Source organism: Neobacillus sp. SRL179, from assembly GCF_984799095.1.
Genome location: NZ_OZ481792.1, coordinates 3,099,993 through 3,126,148 on the forward strand (window position 1 = coordinate 3,099,993; position 26,156 = coordinate 3,126,148).

Below are 26,156 nucleotides of genomic sequence, written 5' to 3' on the forward strand. Positions count from 1 at the left end.
TCTTCCTTACTAGGATACTATATAGTCCACTCTTTTACAAAACTACTGTTCCATTTTTCTAGCTTCTGTCATTTGTTTCCATACAGAACCTTTGGCTTCCTCACCGCCTTCAATTCTTTCTATGGCCATTTTGATTTGCATGCTTACTTCAAATTCCGGATCGTTTTCTGCCGCCTTTAAGGCTTTCAGCGACTTTTCATCTCCTACTTCATAGAGGAACATGGCGGCCCGCCAGCGCACTAACTTACTTGAATCTTGTAAGGCGCTTGCCATTTCATCAGCTGCCTCTGGAAACCCTAAATCCGATAAGCAATCGCCGGCCGTCCTTCTCACTGTTACTGTTTTATCCTTTAAGGCACGATATAATAGCGGTAAAACCTTTTTATCCTTAATCATACCCAGATAAACGGTTGCAAGTCGGCGGATGGAAGGCTTCTCATCTGCTAAGGCTTTTTCAAGTACTGGTAAATCTTCTAATTCGGGATCATCCATTTGCTCAAGAAGCTGGTAGCGAACCTGCCATTCAGGGTTTGCTAAATCCTGGATAGTTATTTTTTTACGAGTCTGCTTTGATTTTGATACCGATGGTGATTCGGGTGTTTGCGCTTTTTTAACTAGTTCCTCGAGGCGATCTTCTGGGTAGGCGGCGATTAATTCAGAAATAACCTCCTGACCGATTTGATCAAACTCACCATAACGAACACCTTGATTGTGCCATTTACGTAAGAGGATGTAATTATCTTCAGGAAGTTGTGCCCGCTCTCTTGCTTTTAAAAAATAATCTGGCATCCCAAACCTGCGTTCAGTTTCACTATCGGTCAATTTCACTTGGAGTGGGATGTCCTTAAACATTTGGACTTCTACTTTTATTTCACCAAAATGTTCATTTACGTTTTCCACCTTAACCGTTTCATCTGCTTTTTCTCCGAATGCCAGGCGGACTTGGGGTAATAAATTTTTCCAATCATATTTCGCATTCCGTTCCACTGCCAGAAAATCGGCAACATGGTACACCCCTTTGATGCCATCAATTTGTAAAATGGCTTGAATGATAGGAGGGGCATCCGCTGCTGTGTCTCTTTTATAATTATGACTCTTTCCCATTGGGAGTTCTTGATCTAAATTGATTTTCATTGTATTTGGACTTGGCGTTGGTTCAATCGCTTTTATTTTCAACACAATCACCTTATTCTATTTTTTTCTTTTGTTTAATTATCGGCAATTTCCGCCAGATAACTCCAGCGCTCAATTAAATATTCGAGTTTTTCGTTTAAAGCATTTTCTTGATTCATTAATTCCTGTGCTTTAGTAAAGTCACTGCCCACCTTAGCCAGTTCTTCAGCTACTTCTTCAAGACTAGCTTCAGTCTTGGCAATCACCTCGTCAATTTCTTCCCATTCCTTTTGCTCTTTAAAGGTCAGCTTTTTCTTCTTTTCCTTTTCTGGAGCTTTAAAAGATGAATTTGACTTTGTCATGGCCGTCTTTTGGACCTCAATGGCGGTTTCTTTCTCAAGGTATTCGCTATAATTCCCATAGAAGGAATCAACTTTCCCATTACCGCGAACCACTAACAGCTGTTCTGCTACTTTATCAAGGAAATAACGATCATGGGAAACGGTAATGACAACGCCCGGAAACTCTTCCAAATAATCTTCCAGCACCGTTAGTGTTTGTGTATCCAGATCATTGGTGGGTTCATCCAGTAATAACACGTTTGGTGCCGTCATTAACAGTTTTAAGAGATACAGTCGACGCTTTTCACCGCCAGATAGTTTGCGTATTGGTGTTCCATGGGAAAATGGCGGAAATAAGAAACGCTCTAACATTTGCGCAGCTGAAATCGTTTTTCCATCTGAGGTTTCGACTATCTCTGCTGTCTCTTTTATATATTCAATCATCCGCTTATTTTCATCCATATCTTCGCTTTCTTGCGTGTAATAGGCGAACTTAACCGTTTGCCCCATGATGAATTCCCCTTCATCAAGCGGAATCTTTTTGGCTAAAATATTTAATAATGTGGATTTCCCTGCACCGTTCTTGCCGATGACCCCAATTCTGTCTCCTGGCTTGACCAATAAATCAAAATGATTCATAATGACTTTTTCTTCGTAGCGTTTAGTGGCATCCTTCAATTCAAAAACCTGTTTACCTAGCCGGCTGCCATTTAAAGAAATATCCAGTTTTTCACCTGACTGCTTTCCGCTGGTGAGCTTATTATCCAACTCTTCAAAGCGGTCGATTCTGGCCTTTTGCTTGGTGGATCTGGCCTTTGCCCCACGTCTAATCCACTCTAGCTCTCTTCGAAAAAGGTTTTTATTTTTTTCATAGGTGGCTGCTTCATTTTCCTCACGAATCGCCTTTGCTTCCAAAAAGGCTGCATAATTCCCTTTATAAGCGTAAAGATTACCGCCGTCCAATTCAAACATACGATTTGCCACACGGTCTAAAAAGTAACGATCATGTGTAACTAGTAAAATGGATCCGGAATATCTGCTTAAATAGTCCTCTAACCATTTTACCGAATCAAAATCAAGGTGGTTGGTTGGTTCATCAAGGATTAATAAATCTGGCTCAGCAATTAATACCTGTGCTAAGGCAACCCGTTTTTTCTGGCCGCCAGATAATTCACCAATTCTCTTAGTAAAGTCTTCTATTCCCAATTTCATTAAGATTGACTTGGCATTGGTGCTGGCATCCCAAGCATTTAATGCATCCATTTGCTTTTGTAATTGAAACAGGTCTTCTTGAACTTTCATATCATTTGGTGAGATATTCAAATTCAATAGTGTTTTTTCATATTCACGCATCAGTTTTAAAATGGGCGCTTCGCCATGAAAAACTTGTTCCAAAACCGTTTTATCAGCATCTAATTCGGGCTGTTGATCTAGAAACGAAATCGTATAGTCTTTTGCGGTGATGATTTTACCCTCATCAGGTGAATCAAGTCCAGCAATAACTTTTAATAGTGACGATTTCCCTGTCCCGTTTATCCCGATTAGACCGACCCGCTCTTTCTCACTGATCGTGATCGATATATTTTTAAAGAGTTGTTTCTCTCCGTATGTTTTGGAAACATTTTCTACTGTGAGCATTTTCATAAATCTTGTCCATCCCATTCCCGATAAAATTGTTCTAAAAACTCGACAATCATTTGCTGCCTGCTCTCAGCCAATTTTCTGGCAGCATCAGTATTGAGTAAATCTTTAAGTTTTAATAGTTTTTCATAAAAATGATGAATGCTTGTTGATTTTCCTTTTCTGTATTCTTCTACGCTCATATCTTCCCTTACCGATATGGCGGGGTCATAGATAAGTTGACCCTTTTTGCCGCCATAGGCAAAGGCCCTTGCAATCCCAATAGCTCCAATTGCATCCAATCGGTCAGCGTCTTGGACAATTTTTGCCTCAATTGTTTCGAGCTTTGTCCCTTTTCCACCTTTATATGAAATCGATTCAATGATTTGTGTAATGTGATCTCTGTCTTTTTCAGACAGTTCAATTTTGTTATAGAAGGAATTAAGTTTTTCACTGCCTTTTGCAGCAGATTCATTTAGCTTCTCATCTGGAATATCATGTAAAAGTGCGGCCATTTCAATGATAAATGGGTTTCCAGTCATTTCTACATTGCAAATATGTAAGGCATTGCGCCGGACACGGTCCACATGGAACCAATCATGGCCCGTGGCATCTTCACCTAATTCATTACGAACAAATATTTCCGCTTCTTTAATTAATTTGTCATTCATTATAAAAAGCACCTGCCTTCACCCTTGCTATTTTAACATGAATAGCAAACAAAAAATAACCCCGATGCTCGAGGTTATTTTTTGTTTGCTTGGCGGCCGCTTTTTTTCTGGCTTTGCGATTGACTATTACCAATTTGAAAGTCATTACCTAATTCCACATCATTACGGTGATCCTGCTTTTCAATTCGTTCTCTGGTTTGATTAGAATTTTGTCTTCCTTGTTTGCTCATGTTGTTAACCTCTTTCATCTAAAATGGATAGCCACTTTAGTATGCACGGAATGAGCGCATGTTATTTCAAATCATTAAACCAACTAATACCAAGTGTATTTTCTCCTGCATGGACCCCAATTACAGCCCCTAGTGGGCAACAAATGATCCGAACGAACGGGTAATTCTCTTTCAATTGATGGACCCATTCATCGGTTTGTTCTTCATGTAATCCATATAATATATACACTTCTTTAAATTGATGTTTTTCATAAGCAAGACGGAAGTAATCAAGTATTTTCTCTTTAGCCTTTTTCTCTCCTCTTACTTTTTCTTTTACGTTAAGTGCCCCATTTTCGATTGATATAATAGGCTTGACACTGAGCATGCTTCCCAGGAAAAATTGCACTCCGGACATTCTTCCACTACGATGCAGCTGCTCTAAGCTGCCAACCAACACATACGTTTCATTCGTATCCCTTATTCGCTCTAATTGTTCGATCATGGATTCAACGCTGTGACCAGCTGTTATTAATTCCATTCCTCTTTTTAACAAGGCCGACATGGGAGCAGTGAGAATTTTTGAATCAATCGTTGTTACAGGAATATTGACTAGTGTAGCAGCTTGCTTACTTGAGGATACTGTTCCACTTAGTTTTTCAGAAATAAGAATTGTTACTATTTGATCATATTCCTTCGAAAGCTGCTCGTATAAAGATTGAAAAGCTCCAACAGATGGTTGTGAGGTCATAGGAGGATTTTTTAATTGCTTTAATCTCGTGAACAGCTCCATAGCTGTTAATTCCACTCCATCAGAAAATTCCTCACCATCTAATAGGACAGTTAAGGGAATGGTATATAAATCTGGATTGTTTTTTAATTCATCATCTAAAAAGGCAGTACTATCGGTAACCCAAGCCGTCTTAACCAACGTCATCTCCCCTTTATTTTTTGGTACGAGGTCATAATATCTAGTTACTATTATCGTACCCCTTATTTTGATTTATGTAAATATGTAACAAATAAATAAAACCAGCTTTCAACTACAGCTGGTTTTATTGTAATACAATCTTATTCAGTTAGCTTCTCTAACGTTGTCATCAAATAATCGGCCATATAAACCAAATCATCCATTTGATCTTCCGTAACTAAACGATCAAAATCCACTGTGAAAATCGTAGACCACTTCGTTTCTTTTTCAAGCGGATTAAAACTGGTCGATAGCGCAACCTTTCTGTCTGCCCCCCATATATTGGTGAGCCGCTGCTTAAACGCTTCATAATCAATTACCCCATCATGTTCTAGAAGAAATTGCAATCTTACATGGCACCCCGCAAAATGATCGGTAGATAGACTGGGTAAAAGTTCTGCCGCTAAATTCATTAACCTTGATTCCATTTCAAATTTTGCGATAACAACGCTTGCAGGTAAATGGAAGGATATATCAAATTGACGGGACATCTTGGCTAAATTAATCCGATCATTTCGATCTTTTATGATAATTTCTCCACCGATATCTTTATCATATAAGGCCCCTTCCATTACCACCTTCATATTATCAAAGGCTGTCGGATCAAACATTAATTTTCGACTCCTTTTACTAAAACCACTGCCTGATGATTAAAAAAGACCTATCGCATTGCCAAAATCATCTACATCCATGTTTAAAGCAGCTGGTTTTTTAGGAAGACCTGGCATGGTCATAACTTCACCAGTAAGGGCTACAATAAATCCTGCCCCAATCGATGGTTTGAATTCTCTAATTGTGACAGTGAAATTTGTTGGTCTCCCCAGTTTTGTAGGATCATCTGACAAAGAATATTGAGACTTTGCCATACAGACAGGTAAATCTGACCAGCCAAACTTCTCATAATCTGCCAATTGCTTTTTCGCTTTAGGTGAAAATTCAACATTTTTACCGCCATAAACCTTTTGAACAATAGTGGATATCTTTTTTTCAATTGAATCAGATAGTTCATATAATGGATGGAAGTTATTTTCTTCCTTTTCGATTACCTCTAACAGTTTTTCGGCAAGTTTAACGCCGCCAGCCCCGCCTTTTTCCCACACTTCCGTTAAGGCAACAGGTACATTTTCTCTTTCACACCACTCTAGAAGTGTTTGAACTTCTAGATCTGTATCAGTGATAAATTTATTAAGTGCAACCACCACAGGTAAACCAAAGCTTTTGATGGTTTCGATATGTTTTTGTAGATTTTCAAAACCAAGGGTTAGTGCTGAGATGTTTTCTTTTGCCAGCTCCTGTTTGTCCACGCCACCATGCATCTTCAATGCCCGAATTGTTGCTACGACAACGACAGCCTCCGGTTTAATCCCTGCACTTCTCGCTTTAATATGTAAAAACTTTTCTGCTCCCAAATCAGCTCCAAAACCGCCTTCAGTGATGACGTAATCAGCTAGCTTTAATGCTGCATTCGTTGCAATGACACTATTGCAGCCATGGGCAATATTAGCAAACGGCCCGCCGTGAATGAGTGCAGGGGTATGTTCAATCGTTTGAACAAGGTTGGGCTTTACCGCCTCTTTTAACAATAACGTTAAGGCCCCTTCCACACCTAAATCACCAACCGTGACAGGTTCTTTATTTACATTATAGGCAACTACCATTCGGGATAGACGTAATTTTAAATCCTTTAAGTCTGATGCTAAACATAAAACCGCCATAATTTCTGATGCCACCGTAATATCGAAACCGTCTTCCCTTGGAACACCTTGAAGTGGTCCGCCAAGACCAATGATTACCTTACGTAAGGCGCGGTCATTTAAATCTACAGTTCGTTTCCAGACAATCCTGCGAGAATCAATATTTAATTCATTCCCTTGCTGGAGGTGATTATCAAGTAATGCTGCAAGTGCATTATTTGCCGTTGTAATCGCGTGAATGTCACCAGTAAAATGGAGATTGATATCCTCCATCGGTAAAACTTGGGAATAACCGCCGCCAGTAGCTCCTCCTTTAATTCCCATTGTTGGACCTAACGAAGGTTCACGCATGGCAATCATAGCTTGTTTCCCGATCCGATTGAAGGCATCACCTAGTCCTACTGTTACCGTTGATTTCCCTTCACCAGCAGGGGTTGGATTAATCGATGTAACAAGAATAATCTTTCCGCTCTTTTTAGTCTTTAACTTATGTAATGCTTCATTTGATATTTTTGCCTTAAATTTACCGTAAAGTTCTAGATCCTCCTCACCTAGTCCAATCTTTTCGGCAATTTCGACAATTGGCTTCATTGTAGATGCTTGTGCAATTTCGATGTCTGACTTCACAGATGTTTTCATAGTCACATTAATCCCCCACATTCAGCATTTTAAGTTAACCTACTCCATCATTGTACCAATTAATTTCATTCCGATAAATTATTATCTATTAATATTTTCTTTTCTGATTATATTTTAATGTTTATAATGAAACTATCGAATTTTTTTAATATTCATGAACATTTAGGGTGAGCCGGTGTAGGATTTTAATTTAAGCTATGTATATTTAAGACTAGATAGGGGGATGGTCTCTTGCCAATTAACATACCAAAACTTTTACCTGCACGTGAGGTGCTTGAGCAGGAAAATATTTTTATTATGGAGACAGAACGGGCTGTCAGCCAGGATATTAGGCCATTAAATATTTTGATATTAAACCTGATGCCTGAGAAGGAAAAAGCCGAAACACAGATTTTACGATTATTAGGAAACACACCCTTGCAAATCAATGTAAATTTTTTAAAAACTAATTCCTATGAATCCACTCATACGAGTAAGCAGCATTTGGAACAGTTTTACACTACATTCTCGCAGATCAAAAACCTGAAATTTGACGGGATGATTATCACCGGTGCCCCTGTAGAATTGTTAGATTTTGACCAAGTTAAATATTGGGACGAATTAACAGAGATTATGGATTGGGCCGATCAAAATGTCACTTCAACCTTACATATTTGTTGGGGTGCACAGGCTGCGCTTTATTATCATTATGGAATAGGTAAATTTGAATTGCAGCGAAAATGTTCAGGAATATATGCTCACCGTATAATTGAACAAAATGATATTTTATTACGAGGGTTCGACGATCTTTTTTATGCGCCCCATTCCCGTTACACAGATGTTTCCCTTGAGGCCATTTTACGTCATTCAGAATTGAATTTACTTGCTGCTTCCGAAGACGCCGGACCATTACTGATTGCTTCCAAAAATCGTAAACACGTTATGATTACGGGGCATTTGGAATATGAGTCGGATTCTTTAGCCCAAGAATACGAAAGGGACTTAAAAAAGGGATTAGAAATTCATATGCCTGAGAATTATTTTCCAAACAATGATCCAACCCAGCCACCCATCAATCGCTGGCGTTCACATGGGCATTTATTCTTTTCAAATTGGCTGAATTACTGTGTATATCAGGAAACTCCTTATACATGGGCATAAAAATACATCAGCTTTTAATTTTAAAGCACCTAGCATATACTCGCTAGGTGCTTTTTGGTATTTATTATTCTTGTTCATTTTGTTTTTGAATTTCTTTTAATGTATCGACTCTGTTCGGGTCATCTTCAAAAAACTGAACCAGATCACCGATTCGGTCGATTGAATCCCAACTTAAATGATGCTCAATGCCCTCCACATCGTGATAAATATTTTCATCTTTAACCCCGATGATTTTGAGGAATTGCTCTAGTAATTCATGCCTGAATACAAGTCGTTTGCCAATTTTATTCCCTTTCGGGGTTAAACTGAGGCCACGATATTTTTCATAAACCAAATATTCATCTTTATCAAGTTTTTGCACCATTTTCGTAACTGAGGAGGGATGTACAGACAACGCTTCAGCAATATCCGAAACCCGAGCGTATCCTTTATCATGAATCAATATATATATTTGTTCGATATAATCTTCCATACTAGGTGTTGGCATCCCTTGACCTCCAAAAAATTACTCCATTAAAAGTTTACTATAGAAAAAAAAGAGTGACAAGGTTCATTATCATGAAATGATTTATTTTGAGACCGTTTCTTCAAATAAAAATTTCACTTTCTTTTCTTTTTCATCAAGAAAAAGCCTTGCGTTAAAGGACTTATCCTTATTCGTAAATCCTTCAATCAGGTCAGTTTTTCCTTCAGTAAGAAGCAACTTAATATTTTTTTGGGTAATATTTTTACCAAGAATTTTTTTCGAAATTGTAAAGTTGCATTGATTATTTTTATAATTACTGCAGCCATAGAAGCTGCCTTTATCAATTATATTTCCATCGCACTTTTTACAGGGTCCTAGTTTTGCAGCCGATCTTCGGTAAGACTTTTGTTTCCCAGGTGTGAAGTTATTGGTTAGGTCATCTGAAAATGTCCAATTTGCCGATTGATCTATACTCGAGGAAATTAAATGGACTACCATCTTTTTAGTTTGTTCCATAAAGTGACTGGGGACTGCCGTTCCTTCTGATATTTCTTTTAACCTTTGCTCCCATTTTGCTGTCATTTCCGGTGAGGCGAGAATATCATGACCAATTGCCTCAATTAAAATTTTTGCCTTTGCTGTGGCATATACTAAGTTCTTTTTCACTTCAATATATAAGCGGTCTTTTAACATGGTGATGATTCCCGCTCTGGTTGCTTCTGTTCCCAGCCCTTCGGTTCTGCTTAATATTTTCTCAAGCTCTTTATCATCTATATGTTTACCAGCCGTTTTCATTAATGTTATAAGTTGTCCTTCGGTATAACGCTTAGGCGGCTGTGTCTGACTTTCCTTTACATCCACTTTGACTGTCTTTCCCTGCTCTCCTTTTGTCAGTGATGGGAGTTCAGGTTCATCCTCACGTTCCTTATGGTTGAGAACTTTTCGCCAGCCTTCTTCAAGTTGGACCTTTCCTTTTGAAATAAAGGAAGCCCGTCCCTCCACTAAAGTTGTAACAGTCGTATATTCGGCAACAGATTTATTATAATGCGCTGCAATTAAACTAGTCACAATTAAATCATAGATTTTCCGCTCGTCAGCACTTAGCCGATCCACATTGGGGATTTGTTCAGTTGGAATGATCGCATAGTGATCGGTAACCTTTTTTTCATTTACATATCGTTTGTTATCAGCTATTGAGTCTATTGGTAAGGGGAAATAACTGGCATAGTTGTTCACCTTGCTTAATTTTGTAAGAATATCAGGAAAAGAATTGGCTTCTTCTTTTGTCACATAGCGCGAATCGGAGCGGGGATAAGATACATAGCCTTTTTGATAGAGCTTTTGCATAATATCTAGTGTGCTTTTCGGTGATAATTTAAAACGCTTATTCGCCTCTGCTTGTAATGCCGAAAGGTTATAAAGAAGCGGCGGTAAAAATTCTTTCCTTTCAGAGATTACCTCCGCTACATCAGCAGGCTTTTCTCGACAGAAGGCCGCCACTTTATCTGCCAGCTCCTTCGTCTTAACGCGAGTTTCCCCATCGTTCTGCCACTTTCCGCTATATTTTTTTCCATTGATATTAAAATGGCCGATAACCTCCCAAAATGGCTCGGACTTAAAACTCTCAATTTCTTTTTCTCTCTTAACAATAAGGGCTAACGTTGGTGTTTGGACCCTTCCAACCGAAAACACATCAGAGAATCCTTTTTTTTGCAGCAGTAAACTATAGAGTCTTGAACCATTCATACCCACTATCCAATCGGCACAAGCACGAGTATAGGCCTCAAAGTATAAACTTTTGGTTTCTTTCTCATCTAATAGTTTATTAAATCCTTCACGAATCGAATTTGGCGTTAATGAGGAGATCCACAATCGTTTCATCGGTTTTTTACAATTGGATAATCTTAAGATATTTCGGATAATTAATTCACCTTCACGTCCGGCGTCACCTGCATGGATAATTTCGGTAACAGCCGGATTGGAGGCAAGTTTTTGTATAATGGTAAACTGCTTTGCTTTATCCTTGGTTACTTCATATTTAAATTGATCAGGTATAATAGGTAAATTGTCCAATGACCATTTTTTCCAACTTGATTCATACTTTTCTGGCGCCACGAGCTGGCATAGATGCCCAATTGCCCAAGTAACGTAAGCACCGCTTGGAAAGGTTTCGTTTGGAAAAATTTCAATAAAACCATTTTGTTTTTTATGTTTAAAAACAGAAGCTAAAGTTGAACCTTGATCGGGTTTTTCAGCAATAATTAATTTCATATTTTTTACTCCTTTTTAATGCATCCCGGATTCATTTTCCCACTTCAAATCCAATTCGTAAAGCCTCAATATTAGCCAGCAATCAATAGTTCCACTCATCATTTCACAAAAATGACAAAAAGACCCATTTGAATAATGAGTCTCCCCAAAGTCTTATAGTTGAATAAAGCGACCCTCTATGATGACAAAAATATAAAAATATAAATCTTTAATAAATGCTGTAAACTGCTATCCCTTTTTCTTAATACTGTCTGACTCCTGGATATACCAATTTTCCTTAGGAACAATATTTGATACAGTTAAAATCAATGATGGGATTCGCTCGACATCAAAAACAATTGCTCCAATATTTTTCGCAAACATTATAAAGGCAGTTCCATGTGAAAAGTCAGCTAAGTCCTCCCCGATATGAAGAAGGGACATCAGAATGGCCTGTTTTTCATCTGCCTCAATGAATACTTTTGGTGAGAATCTTAAAATCCATTCTTCTCCTTTAATTGAAAAACGGTACATACAGCAGTCCCACCTTTAAAAGGTATTTTATTAGTTAACATATGAAAAAAAGCTATATTTATGTTTATGAAAAATATCAAATTATAATTTTCATAACTATATTAAAATCGTATATAATCAGTAAAAAAAACGCTTCCCATTCCTTGACTGTCTTTTTTCATTATTGTATATTTAAGACATCATGTAACCGAATAACATACATTTTGCTACATGATAATATTTATATTTTTGGTACCAAGAGTTGGTGTCATGAAAGGTTTAGGAGGAAGAAGTACATGCAAAACGGTAAAGTAAAATGGTTTAACAACGAAAAAGGTTTTGGTTTTATTGAAGTTGAAGGCGGAGACGATGTATTCGTTCATTTCAGCGCAATTCAAGGAGAAGGTTTCAAATCATTAGAAGAAGGCCAAGAAGTTTCTTTCGAAATCGTTGAAGGAAACCGCGGACCACAAGCAGCTAACGTAGTAAAGCTATAATCCTTAAACATTATAACCAATCAAAGGCTGACATTTATTGTCAGCCTTTTTTATGTGAATAAATAGGATAAATTTTTTCTTTTAGAAATGTCCTGCTCCAGTGCGCTTACTTTAGATTATTATATTAGTTTTTTTCCATATTCCTGCAGCTTTTCTCCCACAGTACACTGTGAAATACAAAAACGGTGTGCAGCTCTCCTGCCGCCTTCTTTTTTCAAATGATCATGTAAAAAGCATCCATCACAATACTGGTTCATCAAGCCCTCTACTTGGCTTAACAATTCTTTTCTGACCGGAGGCTTCATCCTTTTTAACCCCCTCTTCCTAAAGAATTAATGTTTTGGCGAAAATATCTTTACCTTCTAGCGCTTGGGTAGCTAATTTATCTGCTTCTTTGTTTTCCTTCCTAGGAATTACCGTAAATTTAGGCTGCATTCCTAGAGTTTTCATTTTTTCTTCAATTCGATCCAGCCATCTGTTAAGTGTTTCTTCATAGCATGGCCATTCACCTTCGAGCTGTTTTAAGACCCCCTGGGAATCGCCCTTAAATTCACAGGTCAAATGATGGACTCCCAAATCCTCTAAAATATTGAGAGCAAAATAAAATGCAGCATATTCTGCTTCATTGTTGGATTCCATTTCATCAAAACGTTCATTGGCACGTATGCGGTATTTCTTTTTACCTTGCTTAAAAAAAATCACTGCTCCAAGGCCAGCCTGATTGGTTTCCTTCTGAAATCCTCCATCAAAAAAGACCGTAATTTCGTGAGGGTCTTCCTCAACTTCCGCTAACAGCTTTTTCATTTCCTTTAAAATCCATGATGTCCCTTGTTCGTCATAAAAATACAAATCAGTTACTTTCCCTGTATTTTCAAGCTCTTCGGCGAATTGAACGGCAAATTCACCAGAAACCCATTCAGATGTGCACTGAACCTTTTCATTACTTTTTATCTTATACATCCATTCAAGCCTATATTTCATTATTTTCAGCCTCTCAATAATGATTTTCTCGTCTTACCAACTAGCTTATTCATTTAGGAAAAAATTAATCTATATTTTATTATACCTATTTGGACAGTGGTAAATATATTTCCTGCATTCCCGCACTAAAATATGCTAAACTTTCTTTATTAAATACATGGAGGAATTAGCTTGATTGAAGTGTATATTGATGGGGCGAGTGCTGGAAACCCTGGACCAAGCGGCGCTGGAATCTTTATTAAAGCTAACGGATCTACCGAAAAATATTCAATACCATTAGGAAACATGTCAAACCACGAAGCGGAATTCCATGCATTTATTCAAGCATTGAAAATATGTATAGATAATGGATATCAGCTTTCAATTGTTTCTTTTCGAACAGATTCAGAATTAGTGAATAAGGCGATGGAAAAGGAGTTCGTAAAAAATAAGCTCTATGCTCCACTTCTTGAAGAGGCCTTAATACTAGCGAAAGAAATTGAGTTATTTTTTATGAAATGGATTCCTAGTGCTGAAAACAAAGTGGCAGATGAACTGGCAAGATTGGCGATTCAAAAAAATCAAAAATGAGGAACCTAATACAACATTCTGAGACGATAATAATGAAGGTTTAAAAAGCTCCCTTCGTCGAGAAGGGAGCTTTTATTAACATCTAAATCACAAGTAACTCTTTATCTTTTGCAAGTTTTATGGCATCTTTTCTTGTCTGAATTTTATTTTCCATGAAAGTTTCTAGTAATGATACATAAAAACTGCCATCGAATTTCTTTTGTGCTTTTAATGTCAGTTCGATTGCCGTATTAATTAATTCATCCGCAGCATTCGTCGAGTGTTTTCCGAAATAAATAAAGCCTACTGCATCATCTTGAAATTGAAAACCTTTTGCTTCTAAGAAGTTTATATAATCCTCAATTGTCCCCACTTCTTGTCCAACCCTCTCCCAAAGTCTTACCATTCCTTTAAAATCTTAACTTAAATTTCGACAATTTTCTATCTTTTTTTGTACAGAGATGACCAATCACACCAACCAATACACCTAACACAGCCCCACCTACCACTTCCTCTGGCTGATGGCCTAACATTTCCTTAAGTTTAGGTGCTTCTTGTTTAAATTCAACACTTTCATCTTTATGGATTTTTTCAATTAAATCATTCATTGAGTTTACTTTTAGAGTAAGTTCACCTGTTTGGCGGCGAACCCCTTGAGCATCGTACATGACAATTAACCCATAAACGAGGGAAAGAGCAAAGTCAAAAGTCGGTAATCCCCTTTGTAAGGCAATATAAGTAGTGAGGGTCGACACACCAGCTGAATGGGAACTTGGCATGCCTCCTGTACCAAAAAACAATTCCGGTCTCCATTCTTTCTTTTTTAAATAATGAATGGGAATTTTCACACCTTGGGCTAACCCAATACTAAAAAGCGCTAAATAAACACCTTTGTTCATCCTATCACCTCTACCATTATTGTTAAGAAAGTGGTGTTTTATTATTCCTAGTGGAAATACTACAAAAAGTGGGAGGTGAGTCTTGAATGACTAAAAAAGGAAATGCAAGTCGTGGGGTAAAAGCTCCCGGCGTTAATCCACAGGGATATGGACAAGATGCTGAGTTGGCGGAAGAACCAAAAAGCAAATTGGAAAACAGAGCCAAGAAAAGTAATACTAAAATCTAAATATGAAAAGGGTGTCCCAAAATGTTTGGAACACCCTTGTGCATTGTTAGGAAATAACCGCTTCATCAAAAGGAAGCAGCCTCTGAATACCGCGAAGCTCTATTTCCTGTAATTTATTTAAGGCTTTTTCTTTTGGAATACGAAGCCCTGCTAGTTCAAGGTCACAGCTAACGGGAACATCACATTTGATCTCGGCAAGCAGTCTTGACAAATGAAGCATCTCCAAGTCCTGCTCGATTTTCGTTTTATTGGATTTTGATAAGCGATCAAGATTTGAAATAATGCCTTCAACATGTTCAAATTCCTGTAACAGCTTTAAGGCTGTTTTTTCACCGATTCCCTTAACACCTGGGTAATTATCACTAGGGTCACCCATTAATGCTTTTAGATCAATCATCTGACGCGGCGTAATCCCTTTTTCCGCAAAAAATGTTTGTGGGGTATGAACAAGGTAATTTCCATAGCCTTTTTTCAATAAAATAACAGAAATACTTTCATCCAGCAGCTGCAGGATATCTTGGTCACCTGTTAAGATGGACACATGGGCAGAATCCTTCATTTGCTGAGCAATTGTCCCAATACAATCATCCGCTTCATAACCAAGTAATCCTATATTAGGAATATCAAAGGATTCTACTACTTCTTTTACTAAATCAAATTGGGGAATCAACTCAATCGGGGCTTCCCCACGATTTCCTTTATAATCGGCAAATAACTCCGTTCGAAATGTCTTACTGCCCATATCCCAACAAACTGCAAGGTGGGTTGGTTTAAAAGAAGATACAGCAGTGAATAAATGTTTAATGAAACCATGGATTCCATTAGTCGGAATCCCTTTTGAATTTATCATAAATTGGCCTGATACAGCCGTGGCATAAAAAGCACGGAATAACAGTGCCATTCCATCAACAAGCATAAGTGAAGGTTTTTGATTTTCCAATTTCTAAGGTCCCCCTATTGTCGTTTTATAAAAAACAGCACGTCTTCCATTATAACATAAGCTGACCTTTAAAATTAGTCACTTTATTTTCCCAATAAAGTATGAATACGATAGTACCAAAGAAAGTGTATGCTTCAGGCAAACCTCTCTTATTTAGACCTCGCTTCTTTTAGTGCTAATTCTATCTCGACTAAACGCTCAATCGACACTCCTCCATCTAAGGCCGTTAGCAGGCTTACATAAAGATCCTCTGCCTGTTCCTTCATTTGCATGTTTAACCGCTTGAATTCATCTGTTAATAACATTGTATAATGATCATTTAAACGTGCTGTTTCATGCTTTAAATAGGAATCTGCAAGGGAATGTAAATTTTGATACAGTTCATCACTCATAAATTTCTTTTCATTTTTTTCAAAAAAGGACTTCGGATTCTTAAAAAAGGACATAGCCTTAGTAAAGACTTTCTGATTCACATCACGAAACGCGATTGGAAAGTCAATTTCTGGACTTTCTACTTTTTCAAATGCTGAAAAAGACAGCTCCCGATTGATATCGAGCAAATTTCGTGTAAGTGCTGATTGATAATCAGTCAACAGTTTTTCAATAAATCGGTCTAATCTTATCGTGGTAGCCCGCATTTCCTGTGCAAAATCATAGCCAATACTGTCTAGTAATTCATCAAGCGCCGTTTGAAGTGCCTTTTTCAAGTTTCGGCCGTCATCCCTTAAGGCTGATGGGTTAAATGCTTCTTTAAAGAAATCATTAAAGCGCAAGAAGACCCTTTGTTTAATGTAATAAACTAATTCTTCCGCTTCTTGGAACAAACGGTTATTCAAGGGATCTGCTGTTTGCTTATCAAATAAGGTATTGATTAATGCCTTTTGCTTTTCAAGTGCAAGTCGTTTTTGCTCTTTTACATTGCTGTCCGCTCTTGAATTGTCTATCAGGGTTTTCAACAATTCATGAACACGAGACAATTCCTTTTCAGCTGAAGAAATGGCCATCTCTGTTAAATCATTGTCAATAAACTGATAAAATGCCTGTTCAAACCTGCCCATCCCAGAAGCAAGTTCCCCTTCATGATTTGTTTTTTCTTTTAAAGCAAGGAGGCTTGATAAGGAATAAAGATGTGGTTTTCTGATTCCATACTTTATTAGCTGCTCCCCCACATATTGAGCAACTGAATTTTTTTCTTCTTCATCTTCTGCTAGATCGATGGCATTAATAATGAAGAACATTTTATCCATTTGGAACGATTCCTTCACACGCCCCAGCTGGATTAAAAATTCACGGTCCGCCTTTGAAAAGGCATGATTGTAATAGGTGACAAACAGTATCGCATCTGAATTTTTAATGTAATCAAAGGCTACACCGGTATGGCGGGCATTAATGGAATCTGCTCCAGGTGTATCCACAAGCGTAATGCCCTTCCGAGTTAAATCACAATCATAGTAAAGCTCAATCCATTCGACATAGCAGGATTTTTCTTCCTTTGCGACAAATTCATGAAAGTCTGTTATATCGGTTTCTAGAACAGTGCTTAGTAATGGGAGCAAAGAGGTATAGCCCTTTTTAAATGCTTGTAAAAAGGCATAATGTGTTTTCTCTAATACACCATCCTGCCCTTTTTCAAGCAAAATCTGATTAATTAATTTTGCAGCCTCTTCAAAATCATGAGCATGTAAATCGAAAAACTTTAAAGAGCGATTTACATCCTCCAGCATGGTGGTTCCCTCTTTAAACTTTACTAAGACCGTTCCATGGGGGTGTTGGGCGGTTACTGGCTTGATTTTATTAATCGCTGCAGTCGTTGGGTTTGGTGAGACGGGTAAGACCTTTTCGCCCATTAGTGCATTTGCAAATGAGGATTTACCGGCACTAAATGCTCCAAATAATGCAACTGTAAAGCCTTTATTGTTTAATCGATCAGCTTTCTCCATTAACTCGATCGACAATTTTTGAAAACCAGGTAAGTCTTTAATTTGCCACGAAGCTGATTTTAGTTTTTCCGTAATCATTTTTAGGTGAGTACCTGCTTGTTGATTTAAATTTTTAGCATGCTCCATCACGATTGGCGATTCAACTCGCCTTTCGGGGTTTTCTATGGTCTTCTTGCTGGTTTCCCCTTTGGAATTCACCACTTCATATTCTTCCTCATCCTGAGTAAATAGCCGAAACACATCTTCCTGAAGGTTTTCATCTTGTGAAAGTAATACTTCTACTTCTTTTTCTCGTAATAGAACATCCTGTTCATGCTGCTTATACTGTTCCAATGCCTGGATATACCTCTCCAAATGGCCAAATTCCTTATCATATTGTTCCATTAGTAACACTGCCTGCTTATTTACTGCTTCAAAGAAGTTTATTTTAAACTCTTCCAAACGATTTCTTGCCACTTTTTTAATCTCATTAGCGACGTCCTCTGTATAATGAAGGACGTAATCTCCAGTAACACGTGCTCCCGTTTTCACCGTTTTTATTACTATATCTACCGGAACCGGAATGGAGTAGGATTGCGCTATACGCTGGAGTTCTCCTTGATCAAGTTCTGTCTCTTTTAAACAGCGGAGTAAAAACTCACGTAAATGCCACTCCAGCTGTGATTTTGTTTTTGCAAGAAGATCCTGATAAAAACTCTCTAATCGCTTATTCTTCTCTTCTACTGTTTTTTGCTTAGCAAACAGTAATCCCACTTTAAATTCTGGCTGACAACTCTCTAAATAACGCTCGGCTAATTCTCTTGTTTCAAATGGCATCAGGTAGGCATTACTCATGATCCCAGACACTTCAAGATTAAATTCTTTTTCCTTCGTCCCACTGCCTTCATTTAAAATTCCCAGCTTTGATCTCAGCTTTTCATAGTTTGTTTGTAAATCATGCTTTTCTTGATCAGTTAATTCGTTTACTATTTCAAATACTGGCGCAAGCTCTTCTTCCTCCACTTTTGCAGCATGATTTAAATGATTTCGGGCAATTTTTCTTAGTGAATGAAAAATAGATATATCTAACATTTGCTCTCTTTTGGCTAATTTCTCAGCAATAAACTCCTGAAGTGGTTTAAATTCATTAAAGGGATGATCTTTTTGCTTCAATGACGTATAAAAAATTCTTTCCGGTTTTACTCCCCAGGATGCAAAAGAATCAACTACACTTTTTTGAAAGTCAGTAAAACTCAATTCCTCATTATTGTGTTTATCTATTTGATTAATGACCAGATAGATTTCTTTTCCTGCCTCTGTTAATTCCTTCGTGAATAAAAAGTTTAATTCTGCTTGGACATGATTATAATCCATTACATAAAATATGAGATCAGCAAGATGGATCGCAGATTCTGTTGCCACTCGGTGGGCATCATCAGCAGAGTCAATTCCTGGAGTATCCATTATGACTGTATTGGATGGCAGGTGGGAGTCACTATGGCTAATCTCTAATTCTTCAATCAAGTCCCCATCTTTACAATAATTTTTGACCAAGTCAAAATCATAAGGGGCCAAATAAAGCCTAGGTTTCTCGTTTTTAAAAAATACCTTTGCATAATCCTCACCAGATTTAACTTTTACCAAGTTTGCACTAGTTGGAATTGGGCTCGAGGGCAATAAATTTTCTCCAACCACCTGATTAATCATCGTTGATTTCCCTGCAGAGAAATGACCGCAGAAGGCAATGAGAAATTCACGATTCTCTAATTTTCTCGCAAGTTGTTTTACTTTTGCTGCCTGTATGAAATCCTGATGATCAAGTAAATATTGATATATGGAAGCTATTTTCTTTTTAAGTGTTTGAGTCGTTTCTTTTTGATTGGCTGTTTGCAGCATTTACTTTTTCCCCTTAACAACATAGTTATATTTTTTATTTTATACGATAATTCGAACTTTTCCTATTATGACATTCACCCCCCTAAAAACTTTTTTTAGTAAAACAACAAAAAGCCAAGGATTTCTCCTTGGCGCCCTTAGTAACTATTTATTATTGTGTAATATTTTTTAAGACGTGTTTCATGACAAATGCATAAATTATAACCGTTCCGCCAACAAAAGCAAAAGCCATATGTAACACCTTCCTTATCCGACTGTCAACTTGAGAATGATTTTCATCTTTAAAAACATTCTAGCATAACTGATAATTGTTTTCAATAACCCATGATGAACTGTTCACACTTATTTAACAATTCTTGGAATGAACCGATTGCAGTCCTCAAATTCCCCTTCATACTCCGTTAAACCTCGAAGGGCCTTTTCTTCCTCAGGGATTCGAATCATCATCATTATGACATTTAAAAATGTAAAGAGTAAGGCTGTGTAAAAGGCGTTAAACAGCAAAGGTACCACAACCAGTTCGAACGCAACAATAAAATAATTCGGATGCTTTAGAAAACGGTATGGTCCCTTTCTGACAACCGCTGCATTCTCAATAACCAGTATTTTGGTGTTCCAAAACATTCCAAGTGAAGAAATGGTCCAGACCCTCAGAATTTGAGCAAAGACAAATAGTCCAAGAATAATCGGCCATACAGGGGATAATGTTCGTTGAAGAAAAACCTTTTCGGCTAATAACCCTACAAAAAACAACACATGCAGCATCACGATGAATTTATAATGTCTCTTCCCAAATTCCATCGCTCCCTGCTTCCTCAGCCATTTTTCATTGCGCCTTGCAATAAAAATCTCCGCAATTCGCTGCAAGACAAGAAAATAAAAGAATAACAGAAATGAAAAAAAATCATTCATTTATTGCCACCTCAACAGGAGTAATTCTGAGCTAAATCCTGGACCAAGTGCCGTCGCTAAGCCAAAGGCGCCTTTGGGAATATCCTTTTCCATAAATCGTTTTAACACATAGAATATGGTCGCTGACGACATATTTCCAAATTGCTTTAAAACCTCAAGCGATATTTCATTCATGGAAGGAGGAATTTCTAATGAATGTACATAGGCATCCAATACTTTTTTACCACCAGGATGAGCAATAAAGTAATTGATTTGTTCCCACTCCACCTGTTGCTCTGCTAAAAAGCCCCTAACATTTGGCCTTAACCACTGTTCAATAATATGCGGAATATCACGGGAGAAAATCACAAACAATCCTGAATTTCTTAGTTCCCACCCCATTACATCTAAGGAATTCGGCATGAGTGTGGATTGTGTTGCCATAATGGTAGGCATTGTTGACTTGTTACTGTATTCTTCTGCCTGAGCTTGATCACCGCAAACCAGGGCGCACGCAATTCCATCAGCAAACAGGGATGTTCCTATTAAATTACTCTTTGATAGATCGTTTTTCTGAAATGTTAAGCTGCATAGTTCCACGGAAAGCACCACAACTTTGGCACTTGGAAAGGCCAAGCAATACTCAAAAGCCTTTGATAATCCTGCGGCACCGCCAGCACAGCCAAGCCCCCATAAAGGCATTCGTTTGGTATGTGGATTAAAAGACAATTCGTTCATGATTCGTGCATCAATACTAGGGGTCGAGATACCAGTAGTGGACACAAAAATAAATGCGTCAATCTCTTCAAAAGGAATTGACTTTTTCAAAAATCTTGAATTATGTAAGCATTCTACGATAGCTTCTTTGCCCAGTGCTACAGCAGATTCAATATAGGCATTGTTCTTCTCTTCAAAGTTATGCTCTTCATGAAACCAAGTGATATCTTTGACAAAATGCCTTTTTTCAATTTGCCCGTTTTGAAAGGCCTTTAGAAGTCTTTCGATGTCCTTAAATGAATCTGCGAATAACTCTCGTGCGAACTCCGAGGCTTGGTCTTGTGTAATTTCATAAGGGGGAATAACCTCCGAAACGGAAATAATGGCAGGCATCCTCATTTCTCCTTCCATGTGTGTAAGGTTATTTTTACCAGTAGATTGGAAATTATTCGAGGAGATTTTATTAGTCTTTAAGTAGATAAAAAAAGCTTCCCTTGATTGGGAAGCAAACGTTTTGAAGGTTGTTGCTGTGCATTTAAATTATATAACGGATTTGCCATTACTTCATTACGCAATCTTTTCCAATTTCATTACTCATGGTTTTTCAGATTGTTTTTGCACTTCGATCTTAATTTTGTTTGTTGCAAGTAATCCACAAACTTTACAATATTCCACTTCATTATAGAGAAGCCGGCACTGTTCACAATAATATTTCTCCAAAGTAACCACTCACTTCCAACCAAGTTAAGGTATCTATTATAATTTTATTTTCAATTTCTGAGAGTGTGAATGTAAGGGGCTTGTGGGATTAAAATCTTTATTCAATTACATTCATCACAGGTACATTGTGATGGTTCACATTTTATTCACATTTACCCCCTGTTAATTGTGATATAAATCACTGTTGTATCAAGTTTTTATCATTAACATAGTAGATACCTAAGGAATGAACAATTTGTGAACTTCGAAATTTCATATTTTACTTTCGCAATTGTTTTGTATTATGAAAGAGAACTCATTTAATTTTTGATTAAATTTCTAAAGGGGGGCTTGGGGATGGCGAAAGCCGAAATAAAAACTAACCAAAAAACAGAAGTAGAAGACAGTTCTTCTCTCAAGGGGACATTAGCATCCGTTTTCCTTTTGGGAGCATTTATCATCGTCACCTGGGTGGGTGTTTACTACCTATTCGTAGACCGTTTTTAATGAATAAAGGGGGGATTTATCATGCATATGCATAAATTAGAAAAAATATGGCTGACCTTTGGTATTAGCTGTTTAGTCATTTTTTTGACAGTAATAGGTGTGAGTGCCTTTTATCTTGGCAATAAACCGCCAAGCTGTTTAACAACGATTAATCCAGAAAAAGTGGATCAAACCAAGCCATTTGATAAACCAGGTTTACATAAGGTGGAGGGAAAAGAATGGGATTATGAATTAGTTTTTGTAGCATCCGCTTTTTCCTATAATCCTGCCCAAGTTGAAGTTCCGCTTGGTGCCAAAGTGAAAGTCATTGCCACTACAAAAGATGTTATTCACGGGTTCGAAATGGCTGGAACTAATATTAATATGATGCTTGAGCCTGGATATGTCAGCGAATATACCACAACTTTTGACAAAGCAGGCGAGTATTTAATTGTATGTAATGAATATTGTGGTGCTGGACATCATTTAATGAGCGCTAAGATTGAGGTGGTTAAATAATGGGTAACGGTGCAGCTGTAAAAGTAAAAGTAGATCCTCGCGACGCGAAGCTTTCCATGGCACATTTTTTTGTTGCCTTTTCTGCTCTTGCACTTGGCGGATTAATGGGTCTTTTACAAACTCTAGTTCGATCTGGTAAATGGGAACTTCCTTGGGGAATTGATTATTATCAAATTCTAACAGTCCATGGCGTTTTAATGGGTCTTGTTCTAACAACTTTCTTTATTATGGGTTTTCAATATGCTGCAGTAAGCAGAACAACGGGCGGTCATTCAAACGCTGCCAGACGCACTGGCTGGATCGGCTTTTGGGTAATGTTAATTGGAACTCTGATGGCCGCTACCATGGTTTTACTTAAGGAAGCATCTGTTCTTTATACCTTTTATGCTCCACTAAAAGCCCACTGGATATTTTACCTAGGGTTAACTTTCGTAGTTGTTGGAAGCTGGGTAGATGGTGCTGCACAAATTATGACGTATGCAAGATGGCGCAAGAACAATCCTGGGAAACCAAGTCCTTTATTGAGCTTCATGGCAGTCATAAATACCGTCCTTTGGATTGTGGCTACTTTAGGTGTGGCTTCAACGGTTTTATTCCAGCTCCTTCCATGGTCACTTGGATTAGTAGACACTGTTGATGTTTTAGTCAGCCGGACCTTGTTCTGGTATTTTGGACACCCATTAGTATACTTCTGGCTACTTCCTGCCTATATGTGTTGGTATGCTATAATCCCAAAAATTATTGGCGGGAAAATTTTTTCAGATTCATTAGCACGCTTGTCGTTTATTTTGTTCTTGCTTTTCTCAATTCCCGTTGGTTTTCATCACCAATTAACAGAACCTGGAATTGACCCAGCATGGAAATTTTTCCAAGTAATTTTAACTTTCATGGTTATAATCCCATCCTTAATGACAGCCTTCTCGCTATTTGCCACATTTGAGCGTTATGGCCGGTCTAAGGGAGCAACTGGTCTTTTTGGATGGTTTAAAGTATTACCTTGGAATGACGCTCGATTTACTGTACCATTTATTGGAATGGCCTCCTTTATTCCTGCGGGCGCAGGAGGGATCATTAATGCATCAAACCAAATGGACCAAGTAGTTCATAACACTATTTGGGTAACTGGCCACTTCCATTTAACGGCTGCAACATCTGTAGTACTAACATTCTTTGGAATTTCTTATTGGCTTGTCCCTCATTTAACGGGACGTAAATTAACAAAAGCAATGAATAAATTAGGTATTATCCAAGCATGGGTTTGGTTTGTCGGCATGGTATTTATGTCTGGTGCCATGCACATTCAAGGGTTACTTGGCGGCCCACGTCGTTCAGCTTTTTCCACATATGGCGGGGCAAAGCAAGCAGCTGAGTGGATTCCTTATCAGATTGCCCAAGCAGTAGGCGGTTCGATTTTATTTCTTGGTATTATCCTAGTTTTAATTATCTTTATCAATCTTGCCTTCTTTGCTCCTAAGGGGGAGGAAGAGTTTCCAGTGGCTGAAGCAGAAAATATGGAAGAAAAAGCACCGATGGTATTTGAAAACTGGAAATTATGGCTTGGTATTACTGCCGTTCTCATTCTTTTCGCCTACACGATACCATTTATCGACATTATTCAAAATGCACCTCCAGGTTCAAAAGGATTCCAAACTTGGAGTAAATGGTAGCAATAACCGATAAAGTCGTAAAAAAGGGCTCAATCCTCTATGATTGAGCCCTTTTTTCTGCATATTTTTAGAAAGACCTTGTTATTTTAACCGATAAATTTCTCTATATTTATCATATAGATAATCAATTAAGTAGTTTGGATTTAAGCCCTCCCCGCTAACATCCTGTAAAATTTCTAACGGAAGTTTCATTTTCCCATATTGATGAATATTTTTAGTCAACCATTCTTTAATGGGGAGAAGCTCCCCTGCTTCGACTAATTGATTGAACTGAGGTAAATCCTTTAGCATTTTATCCTTAAACTGAGCAGCGTACATGTACCCTAAGGCATAGGAAGGGAAGTATCCAAAGCTGCCTCCTGCCCAATGGACATCCTGCAAAACACCTTCTGCGTCATTCTCAGGACGTATGCCTAAGTATTCTTCATACTTGTCGTTCCAAATCTTCGGTAAGTCCTTCACTTCGATTTCATCATTAAATAACCCTTTTTCAATTTCATAACGAATCATCACATGGAGCGGGTAGGTTAATTCATCGGCTTCAATTCTAATTAACGACGGCTTAGACTCATTTATAGCACGATAGTAATCTTCCAAATCAATATTGTCAAACTGACCATTTGCATATTCTTTTAATAATTCAAAGTTACCTTTCCAAAATGAATAACTGCGTCCTAGGATATTTTCATAAAACAAGGATTGCGATTCATGAATTCCCATGGAAGTTCCTGTGCAAAGAGGTGTTCCTATTAAGTCCTTTGAGATATTTTGTTCATACAAGGCATGACCGCCCTCATGAATAGTCCCAAAAACAGCTGTACGAAAGTCGTTTTCATTATAATTAGTAGTAACACGAACATCGCCAGGATTCAACCCGGTAGCAAACGGGTGAACTGTCTCGTCCAGTCTCCCTGCATTAAAGTTAAAGCCCATTTTGTCTAACACTTTTAAACTAAATTCGCGTTGATGTTCTTTCGGAAATTCTTTAAATAGAAAATCTGTATTCGGCTTATTATGTGATTCTGTAACCTGTTTGACCAACGGAACAATTTTATCCCTCAAATCACTAAAAACTTGATCGAGAATTTTCACCGTTATACCTGGTTCGTACATATCCAATAAAACATCATATTTATTTTCTTCATACCCCCAGTAGTTGATAAACTTTTTTGTCATCGCTACTAATTTTTCTAAGTATGGACTAAATAAGGCAAAATTAGCGGTTTCTTTCGCTTCCTCCCAGATACTTTCTGCGTTTGATTGAAGGATAACAAACTCTTTGTATTCTTCTGCTGGGATTTTTTTGTTTCTTCCGTATTCCTTTTTACATTCTTTTAAAATTTTATCAGTTTTAGGTGACAGTGCGTGATTAGATAAATTTGCTATGTATGCAGCCATCTCTTCGGATGTGGACATTTTAAATACTTCGGAAGATAACATTCCAATCACTTCTGACCGTTGTTTTACCCCTTGTTTTGGGGCTCCAGTTCTCAGATCCCAATAAATTAGTCCAAGTGCTTCATTATAAGCCGAAATTTTTTTTACATATTCCAAAAATTCTTTTTCCAATTGTTCACTATTCATTGCAATTCCCCCTCTTATCTGATTAAATTTTATCATACAATTCTCCAGAAGTTGGTATT

Annotated in this window: 26 protein-coding genes; 7 read left to right on the plus strand and 19 right to left on the minus strand. The window is 37.7% G+C overall.

From position 1 onward, the window contains the following. Positions 1–42: 42 nt before the first annotated feature. The 7 genes from AC4E8C_RS15255 to AC4E8C_RS15285 form a co-directional block, all read right to left on the minus strand. Positions 43–1,176, minus strand: coding sequence for a conserved virulence factor C family protein (locus AC4E8C_RS15255; RefSeq protein ID WP_490207511.1), 1,134 nt, complete (start codon positions 1,174–1,176; stop codon positions 43–45). Between the two features lie 32 nt (positions 1,177–1,208). Beyond that, positions 1,209–3,098, minus strand: a complete 1,890-nt coding sequence (locus AC4E8C_RS15260) for an ABC-F family ATP-binding cassette domain-containing protein (protein WP_490207512.1) — start codon at positions 3,096–3,098, stop codon at positions 1,209–1,211. Next, entirely contained in the window at positions 3,095–3,745 is a 651-nt protein-coding gene (locus tag AC4E8C_RS15265) for an HD domain-containing protein (protein WP_490207513.1), read from the minus strand. The genes AC4E8C_RS15260 and AC4E8C_RS15265 overlap by 4 nt, the downstream gene beginning before the upstream one ends. 74 nt (positions 3,746–3,819) lie before the next feature. After that, a complete protein-coding gene (locus tag AC4E8C_RS15270) occupies positions 3,820–3,975 on the minus strand; it encodes a hypothetical protein (protein WP_490207514.1) in 156 nt (51 codons plus the stop codon). 61 nt (positions 3,976–4,036) lie between these two features. Continuing rightward, positions 4,037–4,885, minus strand: a complete 849-nt coding sequence (locus AC4E8C_RS15275) for a DegV family protein (RefSeq protein ID WP_490207515.1) — start codon at positions 4,883–4,885, stop codon at positions 4,037–4,039. Positions 4,886–5,025: 140 nt separating this feature from the next. Next, entirely contained in the window at positions 5,026–5,535 is a 510-nt protein-coding gene (locus AC4E8C_RS15280; protein ID WP_490207516.1) for a hypothetical protein, read from the minus strand. Positions 5,536–5,574: 39 nt separating this feature from the next. Next, positions 5,575–7,257, minus strand: a complete 1,683-nt coding sequence (locus AC4E8C_RS15285; RefSeq protein ID WP_490212581.1) for a formate--tetrahydrofolate ligase — start codon at positions 7,255–7,257, stop codon at positions 5,575–5,577. A 231-nt stretch (positions 7,258–7,488) separates the two neighbouring features. On the opposite strand from AC4E8C_RS15285, the gene metA reads away from it, so the two are divergent. Beyond that, entirely contained in the window at positions 7,489–8,397 is a 909-nt protein-coding gene (gene metA, locus AC4E8C_RS15290; RefSeq protein WP_490207517.1) for a homoserine O-acetyltransferase MetA, read from the plus strand. Between the two features lie 64 nt (positions 8,398–8,461). Here the strand turns inward: metA and mntR are convergent, their stop codons facing one another. The 3 genes from mntR to AC4E8C_RS15305 all read right to left on the minus strand — a co-directional run bounded on the left by mntR (position 8,462) and on the right by AC4E8C_RS15305 (position 11,647). After that, positions 8,462–8,884: a transcriptional regulator MntR gene (gene mntR / locus AC4E8C_RS15295; RefSeq protein WP_490207518.1), complete on the minus strand. Its 423-nt coding sequence runs from the start codon at positions 8,882–8,884 to the stop codon at positions 8,462–8,464. Between the two features lie 81 nt (positions 8,885–8,965). Further along, positions 8,966–11,134: a DNA topoisomerase III gene (locus AC4E8C_RS15300; protein WP_490207519.1), complete on the minus strand. Its 2,169-nt coding sequence runs from the start codon at positions 11,132–11,134 to the stop codon at positions 8,966–8,968. 228 nt (positions 11,135–11,362) lie between these two features. Continuing rightward, positions 11,363–11,647: a hypothetical protein gene (locus AC4E8C_RS15305; RefSeq protein WP_490207520.1), complete on the minus strand. Its 285-nt coding sequence runs from the start codon at positions 11,645–11,647 to the stop codon at positions 11,363–11,365. Positions 11,648–11,922: 275 nt separating this feature from the next. On the opposite strand from AC4E8C_RS15305, the gene cspD reads away from it, so the two are divergent. Continuing rightward, a complete protein-coding gene (gene cspD, locus AC4E8C_RS15310; RefSeq protein ID WP_007084796.1) occupies positions 11,923–12,123 on the plus strand; it encodes a cold-shock protein CspD in 201 nt (66 codons plus the stop codon). Between the two features lie 119 nt (positions 12,124–12,242). Here the strand turns inward: cspD and AC4E8C_RS15315 are convergent, their stop codons facing one another. Together AC4E8C_RS15315 and AC4E8C_RS15320 are read right to left on the minus strand one after the other, a co-directional pair. Beyond that, on the minus strand, positions 12,243–12,428 hold the full coding sequence (locus tag AC4E8C_RS15315; RefSeq protein WP_490207521.1) for a zinc-finger domain-containing protein: 186 nt from the start codon (positions 12,426–12,428) through the stop codon (positions 12,243–12,245). 19 nt (positions 12,429–12,447) lie between these two features. Continuing rightward, entirely contained in the window at positions 12,448–13,104 is a 657-nt protein-coding gene (locus tag AC4E8C_RS15320) for a ribonuclease H family protein (RefSeq protein ID WP_490207522.1), read from the minus strand. A 171-nt stretch (positions 13,105–13,275) separates the two neighbouring features. Here AC4E8C_RS15320 and AC4E8C_RS15325 point away from each other — a divergent pair, with 171 nt between their 5' ends. Next, positions 13,276–13,674, plus strand: coding sequence for a reverse transcriptase-like protein (locus tag AC4E8C_RS15325; RefSeq protein WP_490207523.1), 399 nt, complete (start codon positions 13,276–13,278; stop codon positions 13,672–13,674). Between the two features lie 82 nt (positions 13,675–13,756). Here AC4E8C_RS15325 and AC4E8C_RS15330 read toward each other — a convergent pair whose 3' ends face one another. Then, entirely contained in the window at positions 13,757–14,059 is a 303-nt protein-coding gene (locus AC4E8C_RS15330) for a DUF6123 family protein (protein WP_490207524.1), read from the minus strand. Between the two features lie 4 nt (positions 14,060–14,063). Further along, positions 14,064–14,552 carry a divergent PAP2 family protein gene (locus tag AC4E8C_RS15335; protein WP_490207525.1) on the minus strand — a complete coding sequence of 163 codons (489 nt, stop codon included), beginning with the start codon at positions 14,550–14,552 and terminating at the stop codon, positions 14,064–14,066. An 86-nt stretch (positions 14,553–14,638) separates the two neighbouring features. On the opposite strand from AC4E8C_RS15335, the gene sspL reads away from it, so the two are divergent. Further along, positions 14,639–14,779, plus strand: a complete 141-nt coding sequence (gene sspL / locus AC4E8C_RS15340; protein ID WP_490207526.1) for a small, acid-soluble spore protein L — start codon at positions 14,639–14,641, stop codon at positions 14,777–14,779. Between the two features lie 46 nt (positions 14,780–14,825). On the opposite strand, the gene AC4E8C_RS15345 is transcribed toward sspL, so the two are convergent. From AC4E8C_RS15345 to AC4E8C_RS15360, 4 genes are all read right to left on the minus strand, one after another. After that, positions 14,826–15,719, minus strand: coding sequence for a 5'-3' exonuclease (locus tag AC4E8C_RS15345; RefSeq protein WP_490207527.1), 894 nt, complete (start codon positions 15,717–15,719; stop codon positions 14,826–14,828). A 149-nt stretch (positions 15,720–15,868) separates the two neighbouring features. Continuing rightward, positions 15,869–19,534 (minus strand): dynamin family protein, encoded by a 3,666-nt coding sequence (locus AC4E8C_RS15350; RefSeq protein WP_490207528.1) that lies wholly within the window; start codon positions 19,532–19,534, stop codon positions 15,869–15,871. 342 nt (positions 19,535–19,876) lie between these two features. After that, positions 19,877–20,446 carry an isoprenylcysteine carboxyl methyltransferase family protein gene (locus AC4E8C_RS15355; RefSeq protein ID WP_490207529.1) on the minus strand — a complete coding sequence of 190 codons (570 nt, stop codon included), beginning with the start codon at positions 20,444–20,446 and terminating at the stop codon, positions 19,877–19,879. Continuing rightward, positions 20,447–21,535 (minus strand): type III polyketide synthase, encoded by a 1,089-nt coding sequence (locus AC4E8C_RS15360; RefSeq protein WP_490207530.1) that lies wholly within the window; start codon positions 21,533–21,535, stop codon positions 20,447–20,449. It lies immediately after the preceding gene. 663 nt (positions 21,536–22,198) lie between these two features. On the opposite strand from AC4E8C_RS15360, the gene AC4E8C_RS15365 reads away from it, so the two are divergent. From AC4E8C_RS15365 to AC4E8C_RS15375, 3 genes are read left to right on the plus strand one after another with little or no spacing between them, the layout of a single operon-like run. Beyond that, positions 22,199–22,348 (plus strand): cytochrome c oxidase subunit 2A, encoded by a 150-nt coding sequence (locus AC4E8C_RS15365; RefSeq protein ID WP_490207531.1) that lies wholly within the window; start codon positions 22,199–22,201, stop codon positions 22,346–22,348. Positions 22,349–22,369: 21 nt separating this feature from the next. After that, positions 22,370–22,846, plus strand: coding sequence for a cytochrome c oxidase subunit II (locus AC4E8C_RS15370; RefSeq protein WP_490207532.1), 477 nt, complete (start codon positions 22,370–22,372; stop codon positions 22,844–22,846). Further along, on the plus strand, positions 22,846–24,513 hold the full coding sequence (locus AC4E8C_RS15375; RefSeq protein ID WP_490207533.1) for a b(o/a)3-type cytochrome-c oxidase subunit 1: 1,668 nt from the start codon (positions 22,846–22,848) through the stop codon (positions 24,511–24,513). Before AC4E8C_RS15370 ends, AC4E8C_RS15375 begins: the two co-directional genes overlap by 1 nt. An 81-nt stretch (positions 24,514–24,594) precedes the next feature. Here AC4E8C_RS15375 and AC4E8C_RS15380 read toward each other — a convergent pair whose 3' ends face one another. Next, positions 24,595–26,097: a carboxypeptidase M32 gene (locus AC4E8C_RS15380; RefSeq protein ID WP_490207534.1), complete on the minus strand. Its 1,503-nt coding sequence runs from the start codon at positions 26,095–26,097 to the stop codon at positions 24,595–24,597. Positions 26,098–26,156: the final 59 nt, after the last annotated feature.